Origin of the sequence: Neobacillus niacini (assembly GCF_048572935.1) — a bacterium.
GTDB lineage: Bacteria > Bacillota > Bacilli > Bacillales > Cytobacillaceae > Neobacillus > Neobacillus niacini.
In genome coordinates this window covers 5,679,015-5,695,694 of the sequence record NZ_CP183883.1, presented here as the reverse complement: position 1 = coordinate 5,695,694, position 16,680 = coordinate 5,679,015, and the positions used below count along the sequence as shown (strand labels likewise).

At 39.4% G+C, this 16,680-nt stretch carries 16 protein-coding genes; 13 read left to right on the top strand and 3 right to left on the bottom strand.

The features are described 5' to 3' along the window. Positions 1-37: 37 nt before the first annotated feature. Positions 38-601: a YdcF family protein gene (locus tag ACN6MT_RS27970; RefSeq protein WP_419954084.1), complete on the bottom strand. Its 564-nt coding sequence runs from the start codon at positions 599-601 to the stop codon at positions 38-40. 166 nt (positions 602-767) lie between these two features. Between ACN6MT_RS27970 and ACN6MT_RS27965 the strand changes: the two genes are divergently transcribed. From ACN6MT_RS27965 to ACN6MT_RS27940, 6 genes are read left to right on the top strand one after another with little or no spacing between them, the layout of a single operon-like run. Beyond that, the gene (locus ACN6MT_RS27965; RefSeq protein ID WP_419954083.1) at positions 768-1,871 is read left to right on the top strand and encodes an MFS transporter; all 1,104 of its coding nucleotides are present in this window, start codon (positions 768-770) and stop codon (positions 1,869-1,871) included. Next, positions 1,872-4,034 carry a formate dehydrogenase subunit alpha gene (gene fdhF / locus ACN6MT_RS27960; RefSeq protein ID WP_419954082.1) on the top strand — a complete coding sequence of 721 codons (2,163 nt, stop codon included), beginning with the start codon at positions 1,872-1,874 and terminating at the stop codon, positions 4,032-4,034. Beyond that, positions 4,027-4,596, top strand: coding sequence for a 4Fe-4S dicluster domain-containing protein (locus ACN6MT_RS27955; protein ID WP_419954081.1), 570 nt, complete (start codon positions 4,027-4,029; stop codon positions 4,594-4,596). The genes fdhF and ACN6MT_RS27955 overlap by 8 nt, the downstream gene beginning before the upstream one ends. After that, positions 4,593-5,096 carry a ubiquinol-cytochrome c reductase iron-sulfur subunit gene (locus ACN6MT_RS27950; protein ID WP_419954080.1) on the top strand — a complete coding sequence of 168 codons (504 nt, stop codon included), beginning with the start codon at positions 4,593-4,595 and terminating at the stop codon, positions 5,094-5,096. The genes ACN6MT_RS27955 and ACN6MT_RS27950 overlap by 4 nt, the downstream gene beginning before the upstream one ends. Before the next feature lie 12 nt (positions 5,097-5,108). Further along, a complete protein-coding gene (locus tag ACN6MT_RS27945; RefSeq protein ID WP_419954079.1) occupies positions 5,109-5,303 on the top strand; it encodes a hypothetical protein in 195 nt (64 codons plus the stop codon). A gap of 14 nt (positions 5,304-5,317) precedes the next feature. After that, on the top strand, positions 5,318-5,653 hold the full coding sequence (locus ACN6MT_RS27940; protein WP_419954078.1) for a group I truncated hemoglobin: 336 nt from the start codon (positions 5,318-5,320) through the stop codon (positions 5,651-5,653). A gap of 37 nt (positions 5,654-5,690) precedes the next feature. On the opposite strand, the gene ACN6MT_RS27935 is transcribed toward ACN6MT_RS27940, so the two are convergent. Next, on the bottom strand, positions 5,691-6,428 hold the full coding sequence (locus tag ACN6MT_RS27935) for an Mrp/NBP35 family ATP-binding protein (RefSeq protein ID WP_419954077.1): 738 nt from the start codon (positions 6,426-6,428) through the stop codon (positions 5,691-5,693). A 16-nt stretch (positions 6,429-6,444) separates the two neighbouring features. Then, complete coding sequence (locus tag ACN6MT_RS27930) at positions 6,445-6,750, bottom strand: hypothetical protein (RefSeq protein ID WP_419954076.1); 306 nt, start codon at positions 6,748-6,750, stop codon at positions 6,445-6,447. Positions 6,751-7,063: 313 nt separating this feature from the next. On the opposite strand from ACN6MT_RS27930, the gene argC reads away from it, so the two are divergent. The 7 genes from argC to argF are packed head-to-tail and all read left to right on the top strand — an operon-like array spanning position 7,064 to position 16,641. Further along, entirely contained in the window at positions 7,064-8,101 is a 1,038-nt protein-coding gene (argC, locus tag ACN6MT_RS27925; RefSeq protein ID WP_419954075.1) for an N-acetyl-gamma-glutamyl-phosphate reductase, read from the top strand. Positions 8,102-8,140: 39 nt separating this feature from the next. Continuing rightward, positions 8,141-9,367 carry a bifunctional ornithine acetyltransferase/N-acetylglutamate synthase gene (gene argJ / locus ACN6MT_RS27920; protein ID WP_419956540.1) on the top strand — a complete coding sequence of 409 codons (1,227 nt, stop codon included), beginning with the start codon at positions 8,141-8,143 and terminating at the stop codon, positions 9,365-9,367. Between the two features lie 14 nt (positions 9,368-9,381). Continuing rightward, positions 9,382-10,176: an acetylglutamate kinase gene (gene argB / locus ACN6MT_RS27915; protein ID WP_419954074.1), complete on the top strand. Its 795-nt coding sequence runs from the start codon at positions 9,382-9,384 to the stop codon at positions 10,174-10,176. After that, complete coding sequence (locus tag ACN6MT_RS27910; RefSeq protein WP_419954073.1) at positions 10,176-11,375, top strand: acetylornithine transaminase; 1,200 nt, start codon at positions 10,176-10,178, stop codon at positions 11,373-11,375. Before argB ends, ACN6MT_RS27910 begins: the two co-directional genes overlap by 1 nt. A gap of 5 nt (positions 11,376-11,380) precedes the next feature. Further along, positions 11,381-12,457, top strand: a complete 1,077-nt coding sequence (locus ACN6MT_RS27905; RefSeq protein ID WP_419954072.1) for a carbamoyl phosphate synthase small subunit — start codon at positions 11,381-11,383, stop codon at positions 12,455-12,457. Continuing rightward, on the top strand, positions 12,444-15,680 hold the full coding sequence (carB, locus tag ACN6MT_RS27900) for a carbamoyl-phosphate synthase (glutamine-hydrolyzing) large subunit (RefSeq protein ID WP_419954071.1): 3,237 nt from the start codon (positions 12,444-12,446) through the stop codon (positions 15,678-15,680). The genes ACN6MT_RS27905 and carB overlap by 14 nt, the downstream gene beginning before the upstream one ends. Further along, positions 15,664-16,641 (top strand): ornithine carbamoyltransferase, encoded by a 978-nt coding sequence (gene argF / locus ACN6MT_RS27895; protein WP_419954070.1) that lies wholly within the window; start codon positions 15,664-15,666, stop codon positions 16,639-16,641. The genes carB and argF overlap by 17 nt, the downstream gene beginning before the upstream one ends. Positions 16,642-16,680 lie beyond the last annotated feature (39 nt).

The following is a 16,680-nucleotide window of genomic DNA, read 5'->3' as shown; positions in this document are numbered from 1 at the left end:
TGGTTAAAGTAAACCCGTTATAAAATGGGCCGGTTGCTTATTTTTTGAAGGTTTTAACTAAATAATATTTAGTTATTGCGAGATATTCCCTTGCGTATGATTTTGGAATGGCTACGGCCGGCGTTGCTGCAGGAATACCTTCTAAACTCAAACCTTGGTCTTTAGCAATAGACTTAGCTCGATAAAGATGAAAATCATTCGTGACAATCAATCCAGTTTTGAGGTGCTTCGGAATGAGTTTTTTTGAATAACGGATATTTTCAACGGTGTCTGTTGATTTATCCTCTAGTAATATTTTATTACTAGGAATTCCATGTGCAACTAATCCTCTTTTAATCGCTTCCGCTTCAGTAATATCTTCTCCTGGTCCTTGTCCCCCTGATGCGATTGCAATGGTTTCTTTATTTTTCTTCATATAGCCAGCAGCCGCGTCAATCCGATATTGAAGAGCCAGCGAAGGTGTTTCCCCTTTAACCCGTGCCCCAAGGATAATGATAAAATCAGCATGTTTAGGGACTTGTGTATTTGCATGGTCTCTAATCTTAGTATGTAAAAAAGCAAAGTATAGTAACAGAAAAAGTGTAATGACTCCTATAGCCATGAGAATGGGCTTCCTTTGTTTCATAACTTCCAATCAAATCCTCAAATTATAATCTTTCTTCCTATTATTTTAACACAATCACTTTACCTATTTATGCTAATTTACTGGGAATTTTTTTATAGTCCCTTGGCATACTAAGCGAGACAAAGAGTAAAGGAGTTAGCATATGAACTTTTATCCATATGAAGAAGATTCACTGCTTTTTTCAAAAAAATCAGCACGCAATGTTTTCATCGTGTTAGTGATTTTATTCTTTTCCGTTTATATTGGTTCAGAACAATTTGGTTATTTCGATATGGCCTTATACGGGTATTTATGGGCAACGATTTTATGCTTTGTTCTATTAACAATAAGAATCACTTCATGGACATTAAGACCGCCAACGAGAAGGCTGTGGAAACAGGGCATTAAGATGATGTTTAGTGCCAAGGGTTTAGCTTTCGTCCTGAAAACTCTTTATACCAATATTGGAGAGCAAAAGTTTATTAGAAAAAGATCCATGTACCGCTGGGCACAGCACATGTTTATTTCTTGGGGAGTTTTGTTTTCTTTTGCCATCACGTTTGCGCTTGTTCTAAATTGGCTGCACTTTGAATTGGTAGAGCCAAAAACCTATGCTGCAGTTGTCTTTGGAATACCTCTATTTCGAATGGGAGTAGATTCGCCACTAGCTATTGCCATCTATCACGGATTAAATTGGACTGGAATTGCAACGATTATTGGGTGCGGAATGGCTCTATATCGAAGAGTAACAGATGAAAAAAAACTAGTAGAACAATCAAAGGAATACGATTTCTTTCCTCTGTTTCTATTAATTGCAATATCGATTACAGGTTCCTTATTAACCGTTTCGGCACTATGGATGGAAGGGGCTTTTTATTTAGGGATTGGTCTTGCCCATCAAGTAACTGTCATTATCTTTTTACTTTATTTTCCTTTTAGTAAGTTTTGGCATTTACCGCTTAGATTTTTAGCTGTGATGGTTCCTATGTACCATTCTATGGCTGAACAAAAGCCTTGCGCACGATGTGGGCGCGAATATGCCACTGCAACCCAAATAAAAGATGTTCAATTAGCATTAGAAAAAAGGCATTTGTCTGTACCCATTGAACATACGAACTTACATTTCTCTGATATGTGTGCCGAATGCCGAAGGGTTAGTCACCGATTAGGCGGTTATGGAGCAAAAATTGAGCTAGGTCAGGCACACCTTATATTAGAACCAACTGGAAGAAATGGACTACAGCTGAAGAAGGGAGGAAAACAGTAGATGGGTCATGCTCAAAATAAAGATTATTCACAAAGAGATTACGACGCCATTTTAAGAGATGGAGAGGAACTCATTTCAACACATTGCTGCTTCTGCGGGATGCAATGCGGTATGAACATCCGCGTCCGAAAAGAAGACCAATCTGTCGTAGGAGTGGAGCCGCGATATGATTTTCCAATGAACGGGGGAAGGCTTTGTCCAAAAGGTGTCGCTGCTTACCGGCAGGCTGAGCACCAAGAACGTATCCTTCATCCGCTTATTCGGAAAAATGGCAAGCTGGAGCAAGCCACTTGGGAAGAAGCAATGGACTTAATCGTCTCAAAAATCCAAGAAATTCAGGGGAAGCATGGAAAAGATGCTTTTGGAATTTACAGCGGCTCATCGATGACCAATGAAAAGTGTTATTTAATGGGTAAATTCGCTCGGATTGGGCTGGGTACGAAAAATATTGATTATAACGGCCGTTATTGCATGTCGTCTGCATCTGTAGGGTTTAATCAAAGCCTTGGAATCGACAGAGGTGGGACCAATCCATGGTCTGACATCAAGTTTGCTGATGTTTTACTAATTGCGGGCTCCAATACTGCTGAATGCCACCCATTATCCATGCCTTATATTTGGGGTGCGAGAGACCGCGGAGCGAAATTAATTGTTGTCGATCCACGCCAGACAAAAACAGCACTTGTTGCGGACGTTCATCTGAATATCCGCCCTGGTACGGACGTTGCTTTAGTGAATGGATTATTGCATGTCATGATTAAAGAAGATCTAATAGATCAGGATTTTATTACGAACCATACGACTGGTTTTGAGGAATTAAAGGAATTGGTCCATTCCTATAATCCGGCATATGTTTCGGAAATAACCGGAACTGCTGCTGATAAAATTATCACCGCAGCAAGAATTTTTGGTCAGGCTAAGAACGGATTTGCCATGTTTGCACGCGGGGTGGAGCAGCATGCGACAGGAACAGATGCAGTTTCTAACTATGTGAATTTATGTTTGGTAACGGGCAAGTTTGGAAGAAAGGGTTCTGGCGTGGCTACGTTCACCGGCCAAGGAAATGGGCAAGGCGGAAGAGAGCATGGGCAGAAAACCGATCAGCTTCCTGGTTTCCGGAAAATTACGGACCCGAAAGCAAGAGAATATATTGCAGGTGTTTGGGGTGTTGACGAATCTGAGATTCCCGGACCTGGTTTATCAGCCTTTGAAATGCTTCAGTCTCTTGGTAAGGAAATAAAAGGATTATTATTGGTGTGCAGCAACCCAATTGTTTCGTCTCCAACTGTGGGAGATGTAGGTGAGTATCTTAAAAGCCTTGATTTCTTTGTTTGTATGGACTTCTTTTTATCAGAATCTGCGGAGTTGGCGGACGTAGTTCTTCCATCAACAGTATGGATTGAAGATAATGGAACCATGACAAATGTAGAAGGCCGCGTGCTGCGAGTTAAAGGGGTTGATCGTACTCCGGGGGAATCGAAACGCGACTGGAAGGTAATTTGTGATATTGCTGAACGTCTTGGCAGGGGGCAATACTTCCAATTTAACTCGCCAGAGGACATTTTCAATGAATTGCGTGTAGCAAGTAAAGGCGGGATTGCGGATTATTACGGAATCACCTATGAGAAGCTTGATAAAATGCAAGGGGTATTCTGGCCATGTCCAACAGAGGAATCAGAGGGAATGCCAAGATTGTTTGAAGACTTGAAATTTAATTTTCCGGACGGAAAAGCAAGAATCCTAGCATTTGAGTATAAAGGTCCTAATGAGCGAACGAGTAAGGAATACCCAATCATTCTTACAACAGGACGAGTCGTGTACCATTATTTAAGTGGGAATCAAACACGCCGAATTGACACGCTAAGAAACTTTTGCCCGGATCCATACGTAGAAATTCATCCAAAATTAGCAGAACAATATAACATTTCCAATGGTGAAACTGTTAAAGTCTCGAGCCCAAGGGGCAGCATTGAACTCGTAGCCAAAGTCACTAAAATAACACGCGAAGATATGGTATTTGTTCCGTATCATTGGGGGAAATCTTTGGCTATCAATCATTTAACGAATCCGGCCCTTGAACCGAAATCAAAGATTCCTGAATTCAAGGTGTGCGCGGTTAAGCTTGAAAAGATAGCTTCAAGTGCAGGTGAAATGCATGGATAAGGTTTTATATATTGATTATGAACGATGTATAGGCTGCAGGGCATGTGTGATTGGATGTGAGGAATGCAGCGGGCATGATCATTTATCAAGGATGTTTGTTGATGAGTTGAATCCCGGTGAAACGGTTGCGGCGTCTCCCACACCATGTATGCACTGTGTGACCCCTGCATGTGCGGAATCGTGTCCAGTACAAGCGATTTCTATCACTGCTGATGGTACCGTTTTATCTGCCTCAATTGAAAAATGTATTGGCTGTAAAAACTGTACGTATGCCTGCCCTTTTGGGATACCAAAAGTGGATGATGTGAAAAAAGTGATGTATAAATGTGACATGTGTTATGACCGTACGTCAAAAGGCAGACCACCGATGTGTGCAAGCGTTTGTCCAACTGATACGATTCGCTTTGTGGATCAGAGTGATCTTAAAAATGACCCTCCGAAACCTGTTCAATTTAAATGGGATTTTGGAGGCACAATCATTGAAACACGAACAGTTATTGGGCTGCCAGATACAGAGGAAAATAGATTTGGATATAGAGAAGGCGATGGTGTTCAATCATGAAGAAGATAGAAGAATTTCTTCGTAAATTGTCTTTTAATATCAGGAGAGATCGCGAATTAGATTTGAATAGGAGGGGCTTTATTGCCTCTACATTATCGCTAATGGGTGTGTTCTTTGTAAGTGCCACCCCTTTAGCGGTGCTATCTAAGAATCGAAAAGAAGAAAGCCATAATAGTGAAGTATTTATTATTGATGAAAAAGATATCGAGGTAGGAGAGAGTGTTACCTTTCATTACCCAGAAGATAATGACTCAGCCATATTGGTCCGAATCTCTGAAAAGGAATATAGGGCATATAACAGCAAATGTACTCATTTAATGTGCCCTGTTTATTGGGAAAAGGATACAGGCAAGCTAACCTGTCCATGCCATAATGGATTCTTTAATGTTGAGGATGGTTCTGTTCTGGCTGGCCCTCCGCCGCGGGCACTCCCATCGATTAAATTAAAACATAAGAACAAAAAAATATATGCTGTTGGAATCACCCAGGCTCAACATTAGGAGGCGAGTACTATGAAAATGGCATGGTGGGTTTTTATGAGTCTGATGACCGTGCAAATTATCCTTATTCAATACATGGTAGAGGAATATCTAGCTGGTCACTATGAAGATCTTTTTTACTATGTATTAGCCTTAGGCTTTATGTTTCTTTTGACGGTTATAACATATCTGTTGTTTAGAAGAATAGACAAGGTAATGGATCATTAAAGGAGGACGGGATCTTGCATATCAATGAGGATAAAATAACTTCTGTCGTAAAGGAATTCTTTCATAAAATCCATGCAGATGATCTGATGAGCAAGTTTTTTAAGGATCATGATCAAGAGAGAATCCAGCATCACCCTCAGACATTTCTAGAGCATGGTTTGGGTGGAGGGAAATACAGCAATGAACAGATTGCAAACGCACATAAAGATCTTCCCATCAACGACGAGCATTTTGAAGCGATGATAGGAAATTTCATGGCAACCTTGAACGAACATGAGTTTAGTGAGGAAGACAAACAAAAAGTACATGAAATTTTACAGGGTCACAAAGGAAATATTATAGGAAAGTAAAAAGGTGGTGCCCCGTTACTTGGGCACCACCTTTTTCTTATGCAATGGAATCTTGCACTCTATCGGCTAATTCGTTGTATTTATCAAAGAGCAAGGAACCTCTTTTATAAATAGACGGTTCAAAATCATCTTCGCTAGGAGCTAATATTGGCAGCTGGGCAATTAGGTCAGTACCCAATTTTGCTGCTAATTGTTCGGAACCGCCTTTACCAAATAGGTAATATTTTTGCTCGAGGTCTGGCGGCTGAAAATAAGCCATGTTTTCTACAATGCCTAAGATATTGTGATTATTAATAGCAGCCATTTTACCCGCTCTTTCTGCAACATGTGAGGCTGTTGGATGTGGAGTTGTGACGACGATCTGGTGGGAGCTCGGAATTAGGCGATTTACATCCATAGCAACATCTCCCGTACCCGGCGGCATATCGATTACCACATAATCCAATGGTCCCCAAATTACTTCATTAATAAATTGGTTGATGACTTTTCCAAGCATGGGACCACGCCAAACAACCGGATCATTATTTTTAACGATAAAACCCATGGACATGATTTTAATCCCATGAGATTCAACAGGAATAATCTTATTATTCATTGATTTTGGACCGAAACTGATATTCATCATATTAGGGATACTGCTTCCGTAAATATCAAAATCAATCAATCCTACACTTTTACCTTGTCTGCTTAAGGAGACAGCAAGATTCGCAGATACAGTGGATTTACCAACCCCGCCTTTACCCGAGATTACTGATATAACTTTTCCAGATAGCATACGATCACCTTTCTGTTTATAGACAATTTTTCATCGAACTTTGCAGATACTCGATCCAAGGCTCCCAGTTCTTAACAATATATACAGACTCCCCATTGGACAGATAACCTAAAAAACTCTTAGAATCATCGACAGTTACATCATTTCCTTTACGCAAGCGATTGATTATGTCATGAATAATGATGTATTCCTCTAACAATAACTCACTTGAATAAACAAGCTTAATTCCGTTATTTTCGATATGGACATCGCCTAGAGATTTGTCGGAGTTCTCAAGATAGATTTCGAAATGGCTAGTCGTCCTTTTTTTTAGAAATGGCAAGTCATATTTCACCAAGTCAACTTTTTTTTGAAATGTTAATGTTGTAGATAACAGTCTGCATACCTCCTTTACACTCTATAACAGTATTTACCAATAACCATCATAAAAAACATCGATAATAGAGGGAGGGTTTGATATGCATTAATTATGCACAGTAATTGGATATTTATACGACTTATTATGTAAGCGTTTGCAAAAATAATGGTAATAAAATTCTATAAAAACTGAAAATTGGGCTAAATTTTTTCTTGAATAAATATTACATTGTATGTATAATGATTCATTATAAATGGAAACGCAGGAGTTGAATTAAATGAAAGCAGCCATTATCGGTGGAACAGGATACGGAGCAATCGAATTGATTCGTTTGATTCAAAATCATCCACATATAGAGATTGGAACAGTTGTTTCTAACTCACAATCAGGTACTAATTTTAGTGACAGTTATCCACATCTTTCAAATATTGTAAATTTATCTCTCGAAATATTTGATGTTGAAGAAATAAGTAGGCAAAACGATATTGTTTTTCTTGCAACGCCGTCTGGTGTTAGTAGCTCGTTGGTGCCGCAGCTTGTAGATAAAGGAATGAAAGTAATCGACCTTTCAGGAGATTTCCGGTTAAGGTCGCAAAATGAATATGAAACCTGGTATAAGCATACCGCACCAAAAGAGGAGTATTTAAGTAAAGCTGTTTATGGATTAAGTGAGATATATACAGAAGAAATTAAAAATTCAGCGCTAATTGCTAATCCGGGATGTTATCCGACAGCTACTACGCTTGGTTTATTACCAATCTTAAAAGCGAAGTTAGCGGATGAAAATTCGATAATCATTGATGCCAAATCAGGTGTTTCTGGTGCAGGAAGGGGCCTTTCGTTAACAGCTCATTATGCTGAAATAAATGAAAATCTTAAAGCCTATAAACTTGGTGCCCATCAGCATATTCCTGAAATAGAACAGGTTCTAACGGATGAAACGGGTAATCCAATCACCGTAACATTTACAACACATTTAGTACCGATGTCACGGGGAATTATGATTACTTCATACGTTAACTTAACGGAAAAGATTTCAACGAATACAGTTAATGATTTGTACAATAAATTTTATGAGAATCATCCTTTCGTACGGATTCGTCCAGCAGGGACTTATCCTTCTACAAAAGAAGTAAGCGGCAGTAACTACTGCGATATCGGCTTGCATGTGGACCCGCGAACGAATCGACTTACAATTATTTCTGTCATCGATAATTTAGTTAAAGGTGCCGCAGGGCAGGCAATACAAAATGCAAACATAATGAACGATTGGGATGTCAGGACGGGACTTACTAGCATACCAATGTATCCATAATATTTTACTAGTTACCTAGAATAAGGGGGAATTAATTTGTTGCCAGTAGTATCAAATAAAGAAATCGTTGTAGTAGAAGAAGGAAGTGTTACGTTGCCGCAAGGGTTTGTGGCAGGCGGTATGCATTGCGGGATAAAAAGAAAACGACTTGATCTTGGTTATATTGTTTCAGATGTTCCAGCAATAACTGCTGGCGTATATACAACGAATATTTTTCAAGCAGCCCCCCTTTTAGTTACTCAAGAAAGCATAGCTAAAGAAAATAAAATCCAGGCGGTAATCGTCAACTCAGGTAATGCCAATGCTTGTACAGGGGAACAAGGATTGTTAGACGCATTTGAAATGCAAAAGGGATTTGCCAACGAACTAGGCATCGAGGAGCACCTTGTTGCAGTAACTTCTACAGGAGTTATTGGGGAGCTCTTACCGATGGATAAAGTAAAAACAGGTATCAATCAAATTCTTCAGACCAAATATGCAAGTGAAGAAAATTTCAAAAATGCAATTTTAACAACGGACACATGTATTAAGCAGGTTGGTGTCCAAATTAAAATCGATGGAAAAACAGTCAGCATTGGCGGTGCGGCAAAAGGATCCGGAATGATACATCCTAATATGGCGACAATGCTTGGTTTTATTACAACAGACGCCAATATCGGCCATGAGGATTTACATGGTGCATTAAAAGATATAACAAATCAAACATTCAATATGATCACCGTTGATGGAGATACAAGTACGAATGATATGGTTTTAGTTATGGCAAACGGGTTAGCGGGTAATGACCAGTTAACAAAAGACCATCCTGATTGGGATTTATTCAAAGCTGGCTTAAAGCTAGTAAGTGAAGAGCTTGCGAAAAAAATTGCCAGAGATGGTGAAGGGGCAACAAAGCTTGTTGAAGTTCAAGTAAACGGAGCTTACAGCCATGAGGCAGCTAGAGCAGTTGGAAAATCTATAATTTCTTCTAATCTTGTAAAAACAGCTATCTACGGTACGGACCCGAACTGGGGAAGAATTGTTACAGCTATCGGATATTCAGGAATACCTGTTGAGCCCAATGCATTGAAAGTGGCAATTGGTCCCTACAAAGTATTTGAAAATGGCTTACCTTGTCCCTTTGTGGAAGAAGAAGTAAAAGAGTACTTAGAACTTGAAACAGTTAAAATTTTTGTTGAATTAAATCAAGGTGATGAAAGTGCAACGGCTTGGGGCTGCGATTTAACGTATGATTATGTGAAAATCAACGCATCCTACCGCACATAAGTGGAGGGAGAAAAATGAACTATATAGTCATTAAGTGTGGCGGAAGTGTGTTAGAAAATCTGCCAAAGACATTCTATGAAGATGTGATTTCCCTCCATCAAAAAGGAGAATGGACGCCGATTATTGTCCATGGCGGCGGCCCGCTTATCAATAAATTATTAAAAAACTTAAATGTAGAAACTACCTTTGTAAATGGATTAAGAGTAACCAATCATGAGGTATTAGATATTGTAGAAATGGTGTTAAGCGGTACTGTGAATAAACAAGTAGTTCGGAATATTCTTGAGACAGGCGGCAGTTCATTCGGTGTTAGTGGTGTGGATGGATGTTTGTTAAAAGCTGTTCCCGCTTCAGATGAAAGTTTAGGTTTTGTTGGAGAAGTGGTTGAGGTAAATACTGCAGTCATCGACAGCATTGTAAAACAAGGACACATTCCAGTCATCTCACCAGTAGGGATTGGAGCAAACGGACAGCGGTACAACATAAACGGAGATGTTGCCGCAAGTGCTGTTGCTAAGGCACTAGGAGCAAACCTTTGTTTTATTAGTGATATACCTGGAATTCTAGTAGAGAAAAATGGTGAAAAGTCTAAATTAGACCTGGTTACCAAAACTGAAGTCGAAGAACTGATTGAAAATAAAACCATTTATGGCGGGATGATTCCAAAGGTTAAAGCTGCCATTGATGGGTTAGTTCATAAAATCCCCATGGTCGGTATCATAGATGGATTTGAAAAAAATAGCTTGGTAGAATACGTGAACGGCAAAAATATTGGAACAAAAATTGTTTTAGATGAGGAGATTGCCTAATGACCATTAACACTTCTGTTTCCCCACTTTCGCCGGTAATGGCAACCTATAGCCGCTTTCCCATTACGTTGGTAAAGGGGAAAGGAAGCTATGTATGGGATGATCAAGGGAAAAAATATTTAGATTTCACTTCCGGTATTGCGACATGTAATTTAGGGCATGTACCGGACGTGGTGAAAGAAAAGCTTGAAGAGCAGCTTCAAAATCTTTGGCACTGTTCCAACCTTTATCACATTCCTAATCAGCAGGAATTAGCTGCACTTCTCACAGCGAATAGCTGTGGAGACCAAGTTTTCTTTTGTAACAGTGGTGCGGAAGCAAATGAGGCAGCGATTAAGATGGCAAGAAGATACGCCCAGAAGGTAAAAGGAACAGATTCATTCGGTGTCATTACCTTTCAGCAATCCTTCCACGGCAGAACATTGGCAACATTATCAGCAACAGGACAGGAAAAAATTCAGAATGGATTTGCTCCGCTTGTTAAAGGCTTTAGTTATCTTCCATTTAATGATATCGAAGCACTTGATCAACTAAATACACTTCAGCCAGCAGCGATTTTGCTAGAGCTGGTTCAGGGTGAAGGCGGCGTTATTCCTGCTAATCCTGAATGGGTAAAGAAAATCGCAGAAATTTGTGCGGAGAAAGACATCCTTTTAATGGTTGATGAAATTCAAACAGGAATCGGGCGGACCGGCACACTGTTTGCATACGAACAATACGGTATAGAACCGGATGTTATTAGTATAGCAAAAGGGCTTGGATCAGGCTTTCCGATCGGAGCCATTATTGCGAAGGAGAAGGCAGCGAAAGCCTTTGAACCTGGTACACATGGAAGTACCTTTGGAGGCAATCCACTAGCAACGGCAGCGGGAGTCGCAACGATATCCCATATTATTGAAAATGATTTATTAAAGCATGTTAAGGAAATTTCAGTGTACTTTGATGAACTATTATCTAAATTTAAAGAAAAGTACACCTTTATAGAAGATATCAGAGGAAAAGGTCTCTTAAAAGGGATGGTTGTCGGAGATAAGGCTCCTCAAATCGTTCAAAAAGCGATTGAAAATCAACTTTTGATTTTAACAGCGGGGCCATCTGTTGTTAGACTGCTTCCACCATTAACGGTAACAAAAGAGGAAATGAACGAATTTATCAAAGCGTTGGAAAAAACATTCCAAAGCATAGAGAAAGGCGAGTGAGTGTTTTGGAACTAGGATATCTTACTTTGGAAACTGGAGAAGTTTTTGAAGGAGTACTAATAGGTGCAAATAAGGATTCAATCGGAGAAGTTGTATTTAATACGAGTATGACTGGCTATCAGGAGATCATTACCGATCCTTCTTATGCAGGTCAACTCATTACTTTCTGCTATCCGATCATTGGAAACTATGGAATAAATGCAATGGACGATGAATGCATTTCACCTTCCTTAGCCGGAGTGGTTATTGGTGATTTATGTGAAACTCCGAGTCATTATCAATCTATTAATAAATTTTCTGAAAAGCTAATACAGGCCGGCGTTCCTGGAATTGCAGGAGTGGATACAAGATTACTTGTTAAAACGATTCGCAGCCGCGGGACTGTGAAGGGTTACTTAAGCAAAACGAAGCAAGAATCTTTTTCAGATAGCACAGCAACTCCACTTTGGGTAGAGAAGGTCTCAACGAAGAATATTCAATATTTCAATAACGAAGGACCCCACGTTGTCCTAATCGACTTTGGGCATAAAAAGTCAATACTCAATGCACTGTTAGATGAAAAATGTTCGGTTACCATCGTTCCATTTAATACATCATTCGAAAAGATTAAAGCCTTAAAGCCAGACGGTGTGTTATTAAGCAACGGCCCTGGAGATCCAATGGCGCTAAAACAATGGTTTCCAGAAATCAAAAAGATTACCCAGAACTTTCCTACATTAGGTATTTGTCTAGGTCATCAGTTAATTGCCCTTGCCTATGGAGCCAAAACGGAAAAACTTGCCTATGGACACCGCGGCGGCAATCATCCCGTTAAAGAATTAGCAACAGGCAAAGTAAAAATTACAGCTCAAAACCATGGATATGTTGTGGTCGATGAAAGTATTGATACCCAGGTATTCCAAATCACGTACCGAAACGTTAATGATAAATCGATTGAAGGGTTAAAGCATCGCGGCTTGCCAATTCAAACCGTGCAATTTCACCCGGAAGCACACCCAGGACCAAGTGACACCCAATACATTCTTGAAAATTTTGTATATCAGATCAATTCCGTGGGAGATAAACGTTATGCCATTAAATAAAAACCTTAAAAAAGTATTAGTAATTGGATCAGGTCCCATTGTAATCGGGCAGGCAGCTGAATTTGATTATGCTGGAACACAGGCTTGTATCGCTCTTAAAGAAGAAGGAATACAAGTGGTCTTAATCAATAGCAATCCAGCAACGATTATGACGGACGAAACCGTTGCAGATAAAGTATATATTGAACCATTAAATGTTGAAACGATTGAAAAAATCATTCAAAAAGAAAAGCCTGATGGGATTATTGGAACTTTAGGCGGTCAAACTGGTTTAAATCTAACAGTTGAACTCTATGAAAAAGGCATTCTAAAAAAATACAATGTAGACCTGTTAGGAACCTCTGTAGAATCGATAAAAAATGGCGAGGACCGTGATCGGTTCCGCAGTTTAATGATAAAGATTGACGAACCAATCCCTGAATCAGCGATTATTCATACGTATGAGGAAGGTGTAGAGTTCGTTAACGAAATAGGTTTTCCCGTTATCATCAGACCAGCCTATACATTAGGCGGACACGGCGGCGGATTTGCCCATAATGGTGAAGAACTTGAAAATGTTCTGAAAAAGGGATTAGCAGCAAGCCCCATCCACCAGGTACTAGTCGAAAGAAGTATTAAAGGCTGGAAGGAAATTGAATATGAGGTTATAAGAGACGCCAATGACACATGTATTATTGTTTGTAACATGGAAAATCTTGACCCTGTCGGCGTTCATACAGGTGATTCCATTGTTGTCGCTCCATCACAAACATTAACAGATGTGCAATACCAAATGCTTAGAAATTCTTCTCTAAAAGTTATTAGAGAATTAGAGATTATTGGCGGCTGCAACATCCAATTTGCTCTTAATCCAGAATCCAACCAGTATTGCATTATCGAAGTAAATCCAAGGGTAAGCCGCTCATCTGCATTAGCGTCCAAGGCAACGGGTTATCCAATTGCAAGGATGGCAGCTAAATGTGCAGTTGGTTATCATTTAGATGAGATTGTGAACCCAATAACAGGTAACACCTTTGCATCCTTTGAACCAGCAATTGATTATATTGTTGTGAAGCTCCCACGCTTTCCATTTGATAAATTCCCTGAAGCGGATCGTACTCTAGGTACACAAATGAAAGCAACTGGTGAAGTAATGGCAATTGACCGTACTTTTGAAGGCGCACTAAATAAGGCAATTCGCTCAATGGAGTTAAATATATATGGACTTTGTTTGGAATCCAACAAAGGTATCGAAACTGAAGTTTTATTTGAAAAACTTGAGAGACCTAATGACCAAAGACTATTTATGATTGCTGAAGCATTCAGAAGAGGGATTTCTCTTGAACAAATTAAGCAGATAACGGAAATTGATTCATGGTTTTTATATAAGATCAACACTATTGTTGCATTAGAAGTAGAATTAGCTTCTTATACTTGGAACGATGTACCTCTTTCTTTATTAAAAACAGCGAAGCGACACAATATTTCTGATAAACTGCTATCACAGATCTACCAAATAGATGAAAAACAAATCAGACAAAAATGGAAAGAACTTAACTGGAAACCTGGTTATAAGATGGTTGATACGTGTTCTGCAGAGTTCGACGCCGTTACCCCATATTACTATTCCACTTGGCTTGGAGCGGATGAGGTAGAAGTAACAACCAGTAAAAAGATTCTTGTTCTTGGCTCAGGACCAATCCGAATTGGTCAAGGAATCGAATTTGATTACTGCTCAGTCCATGCAGCAAAAGCAATTAAAAAGCTGGGCTATGAGGCAGTAGTCATTAACAATAATCCTGAGACAGTAAGTACAGACTATTCTGTAGCCGACAGCCTGTATTTCGAACCATTAACGGCTGAAGATGTTCTAACGGTTATTGAAAAAGAAAATATTGAGGGCGTATTAATTCAATTCGGCGGCCAAACAGCCATTAATTTAGCACATGCTCTTCAAGAAGAAGGAGTAAAAATCCTTGGTACAACGGTAGAAAATGTGGACCGCTTTGAAGATCGGAAAGAATTCTATCAGTTGCTTGAAGACCTAAATATTCCGCATATTGTAGGCGAGACCGTTTCCCATAAAGATCAATTACTAGAGGCTGCTGCAAAACTTGGATATCCGGTGCTGGTTCGTCCATCTTATGTAATTGGCGGCCAATCAATGTTTACTATTTTTACAGAAGAAGAATTAAACTATTATATCCAGCAGCTTGAAGAAAACTCATCACAGGAAAAATTGTGGCCATTATTAGTGGATCGCTATATGCCTGGATTAGAATGTGAAGTGGATGTCATTAGTGATGGAAAGAATGTAATCGTCCCAGGAATTTTTGAACATATCGAAAGAGCTGGAGTACATTCTGGTGACAGTATTAGTGTTTTTCCACCTATCTCATTGGCGAAAGAAATAAAAGAAACATTGATTGATTATGCTGAAAAGATCGCCAAATCGGCACCAATCGTAGGCATAATGAATATTCAATTTGTTATTTACCAGGATCAAGTCCTTGTTTTAGAAGTAAATCCACGTTCTTCACGTACGGTTCCAATAATGAGCAAAGTGACAGGCGTCCCAATGATTGAATGGGCGGTAATGGCTCAATTAGGAGTATCTTTGGATTTACTGTCGCATGAAACTGGTTTATTAACAGAACCGAATTATTATTCGGTTAAGGCACCTGTATTTTCAAGAAGCAAATTAAAGGGAGTCGACCACGTTTTAGGACCGGAAATGAAATCAACAGGTGAAGTGTTAGGTTTAGGAGCAACCTTCCATGAAGCGCTTGAAAAAGCGTTCCCTACATCAAGCGATGAAACAGAGAACTATTTGTTCTGCTCCATATCTGATCGGGAAAAACAAGCCAGCCTTCCAATTCTTCAGCAGTTTGTAAATGAAAATTATAAGCTAACTGCAACGGAAGGGACAGCAAAATTCCTACAAGAAAATGGCTTTATAATTGAAAAGGTTATTAAAGATAACGAAGATGTAAATGAACTATTCAAAAACAATACCATTCAAGCTGTCATCAATATACCAAACCAAGGCAGAAATAAAATTAAGTTTGGTTTTTACATTCGTGAACAAGCGACCCGCTACAATGTACCAGTATTTACTCATTTAGATACAGTGGAAGCAATGGTCAGCCTTCAGGCTCAAACGATTACTCAATCAGAGGTACGTACAGTAACGGAATATTACAATATCAAAGAGAGCGGTGTGGAACATGTCAAATGTGATTAACTGGAACGCGAAGGTTGTGTCACAGCAGCCACAATTAAAAGGCAAGGATTTTTTATCCTTGTCCGATTTTCAAACAGATGAGATTCTTTACCTTTTAGAGGAAGCAAAGGAACTGAAAAGCCTTCAAAAACAAGGAAAACCACATCCTTATTTGAGCGGAAAGGTTCTAGGGATGATTTTTGAAAAAGCTTCTACTCGTACTAGAGTTTCCTTTGAGGTAGGGATGCTCCAATTAGGAGGCCATGCGATTTTCCTAAGTCCAAGAGATATGCAGCTTGGCAGGGGTGAAAGTGTTTCGGATACAGCTAAAGTTTTATCGCGTTATATTGATTGCATAATGATCAGGACATTCGCACATAGCACGGTTGAAGAACTGTCGGAACATGCAACAGTACCTGTTATTAATGCTCTAACAGATTTACATCATCCAGCACAAGTAATGGCAGACTTACTAACCATTCAAGAGCACAAAGGAAAATTGGCAGGATTAAAAATGTGTTATTTAGGGGATGGCAACAATAATGTCACTCATTCATTAATGGAGGGAGCGGCAAAGGTTGGAATGCATATCAGCATTGCCAGTCCGCCAGGATATTTACCAAATGGGAAGATTACAGAAAAAGCGATTGAATCAGCAAAATTAACTGGAAGCAAAATTACCATTACACATGATCCGATAGAAGCTATAAAAAATGCTGATATTGTCGTAACGGATGTTTGGACCAGCATGGGTCTGGAAGCAGAAACGGAAAAAAGATTAAAGGATCTTGCCGCATATCAAGTAAATACAGAAATTTGTCAGCATGCTAAAGCTGATTATATCTTTTTACACTGTTTACCGGCACATCGAGGAGAAGAGGTAACAGCTGAGATTATTGATGGGCCACACTCTGTGGTGTTTGATGAAGCGGAGAATCGCCTCCACGCTCAAAAAGCAATTTTAAAAAATTTACTAAAGTAGTAGATTTTTTTGAATTATGTTGTATAATAATTCTATTGA

Bases quoted from the DNA above. Each gene is read 5' to 3' on its own strand.
- ACN6MT_RS27970 (WP_419954084.1), bottom strand. From the start codon at position 601: ATGGCTATAGGAGTCATTACACTTTTTCTGTTACTATACTTTGCTTTT.
- ACN6MT_RS27965 (WP_419954083.1), top strand. From the start codon at position 768: ATGAACTTTTATCCATATGAAGAAGATTCACTGCTTTTTTCAAAAAAA.
- fdhF (WP_419954082.1), top strand. From the start codon at position 1,872: ATGGGTCATGCTCAAAATAAAGATTATTCACAAAGAGATTACGACGCC.
- ACN6MT_RS27955 (WP_419954081.1), top strand. From the start codon at position 4,027: ATGGATAAGGTTTTATATATTGATTATGAACGATGTATAGGCTGCAGG.
- ACN6MT_RS27950 (WP_419954080.1), top strand. From the start codon at position 4,593: ATGAAGAAGATAGAAGAATTTCTTCGTAAATTGTCTTTTAATATCAGG.
- ACN6MT_RS27945 (WP_419954079.1), top strand. From the start codon at position 5,109: ATGAAAATGGCATGGTGGGTTTTTATGAGTCTGATGACCGTGCAAATT.
- ACN6MT_RS27935 (WP_419954077.1), bottom strand. From the start codon at position 6,428: ATGCTATCTGGAAAAGTTATATCAGTAATCTCGGGTAAAGGCGGGGTT.
- argC (WP_419954075.1), top strand. From the start codon at position 7,064: ATGAAAGCAGCCATTATCGGTGGAACAGGATACGGAGCAATCGAATTG.
- argB (WP_419954074.1), top strand. From the start codon at position 9,382: ATGAACTATATAGTCATTAAGTGTGGCGGAAGTGTGTTAGAAAATCTG.
- ACN6MT_RS27910 (WP_419954073.1), top strand. From the start codon at position 10,176: ATGACCATTAACACTTCTGTTTCCCCACTTTCGCCGGTAATGGCAACC.
- carB (WP_419954071.1), top strand. From the start codon at position 12,444: ATGCCATTAAATAAAAACCTTAAAAAAGTATTAGTAATTGGATCAGGT.
- argF (WP_419954070.1), top strand. From the start codon at position 15,664: ATGTCAAATGTGATTAACTGGAACGCGAAGGTTGTGTCACAGCAGCCA.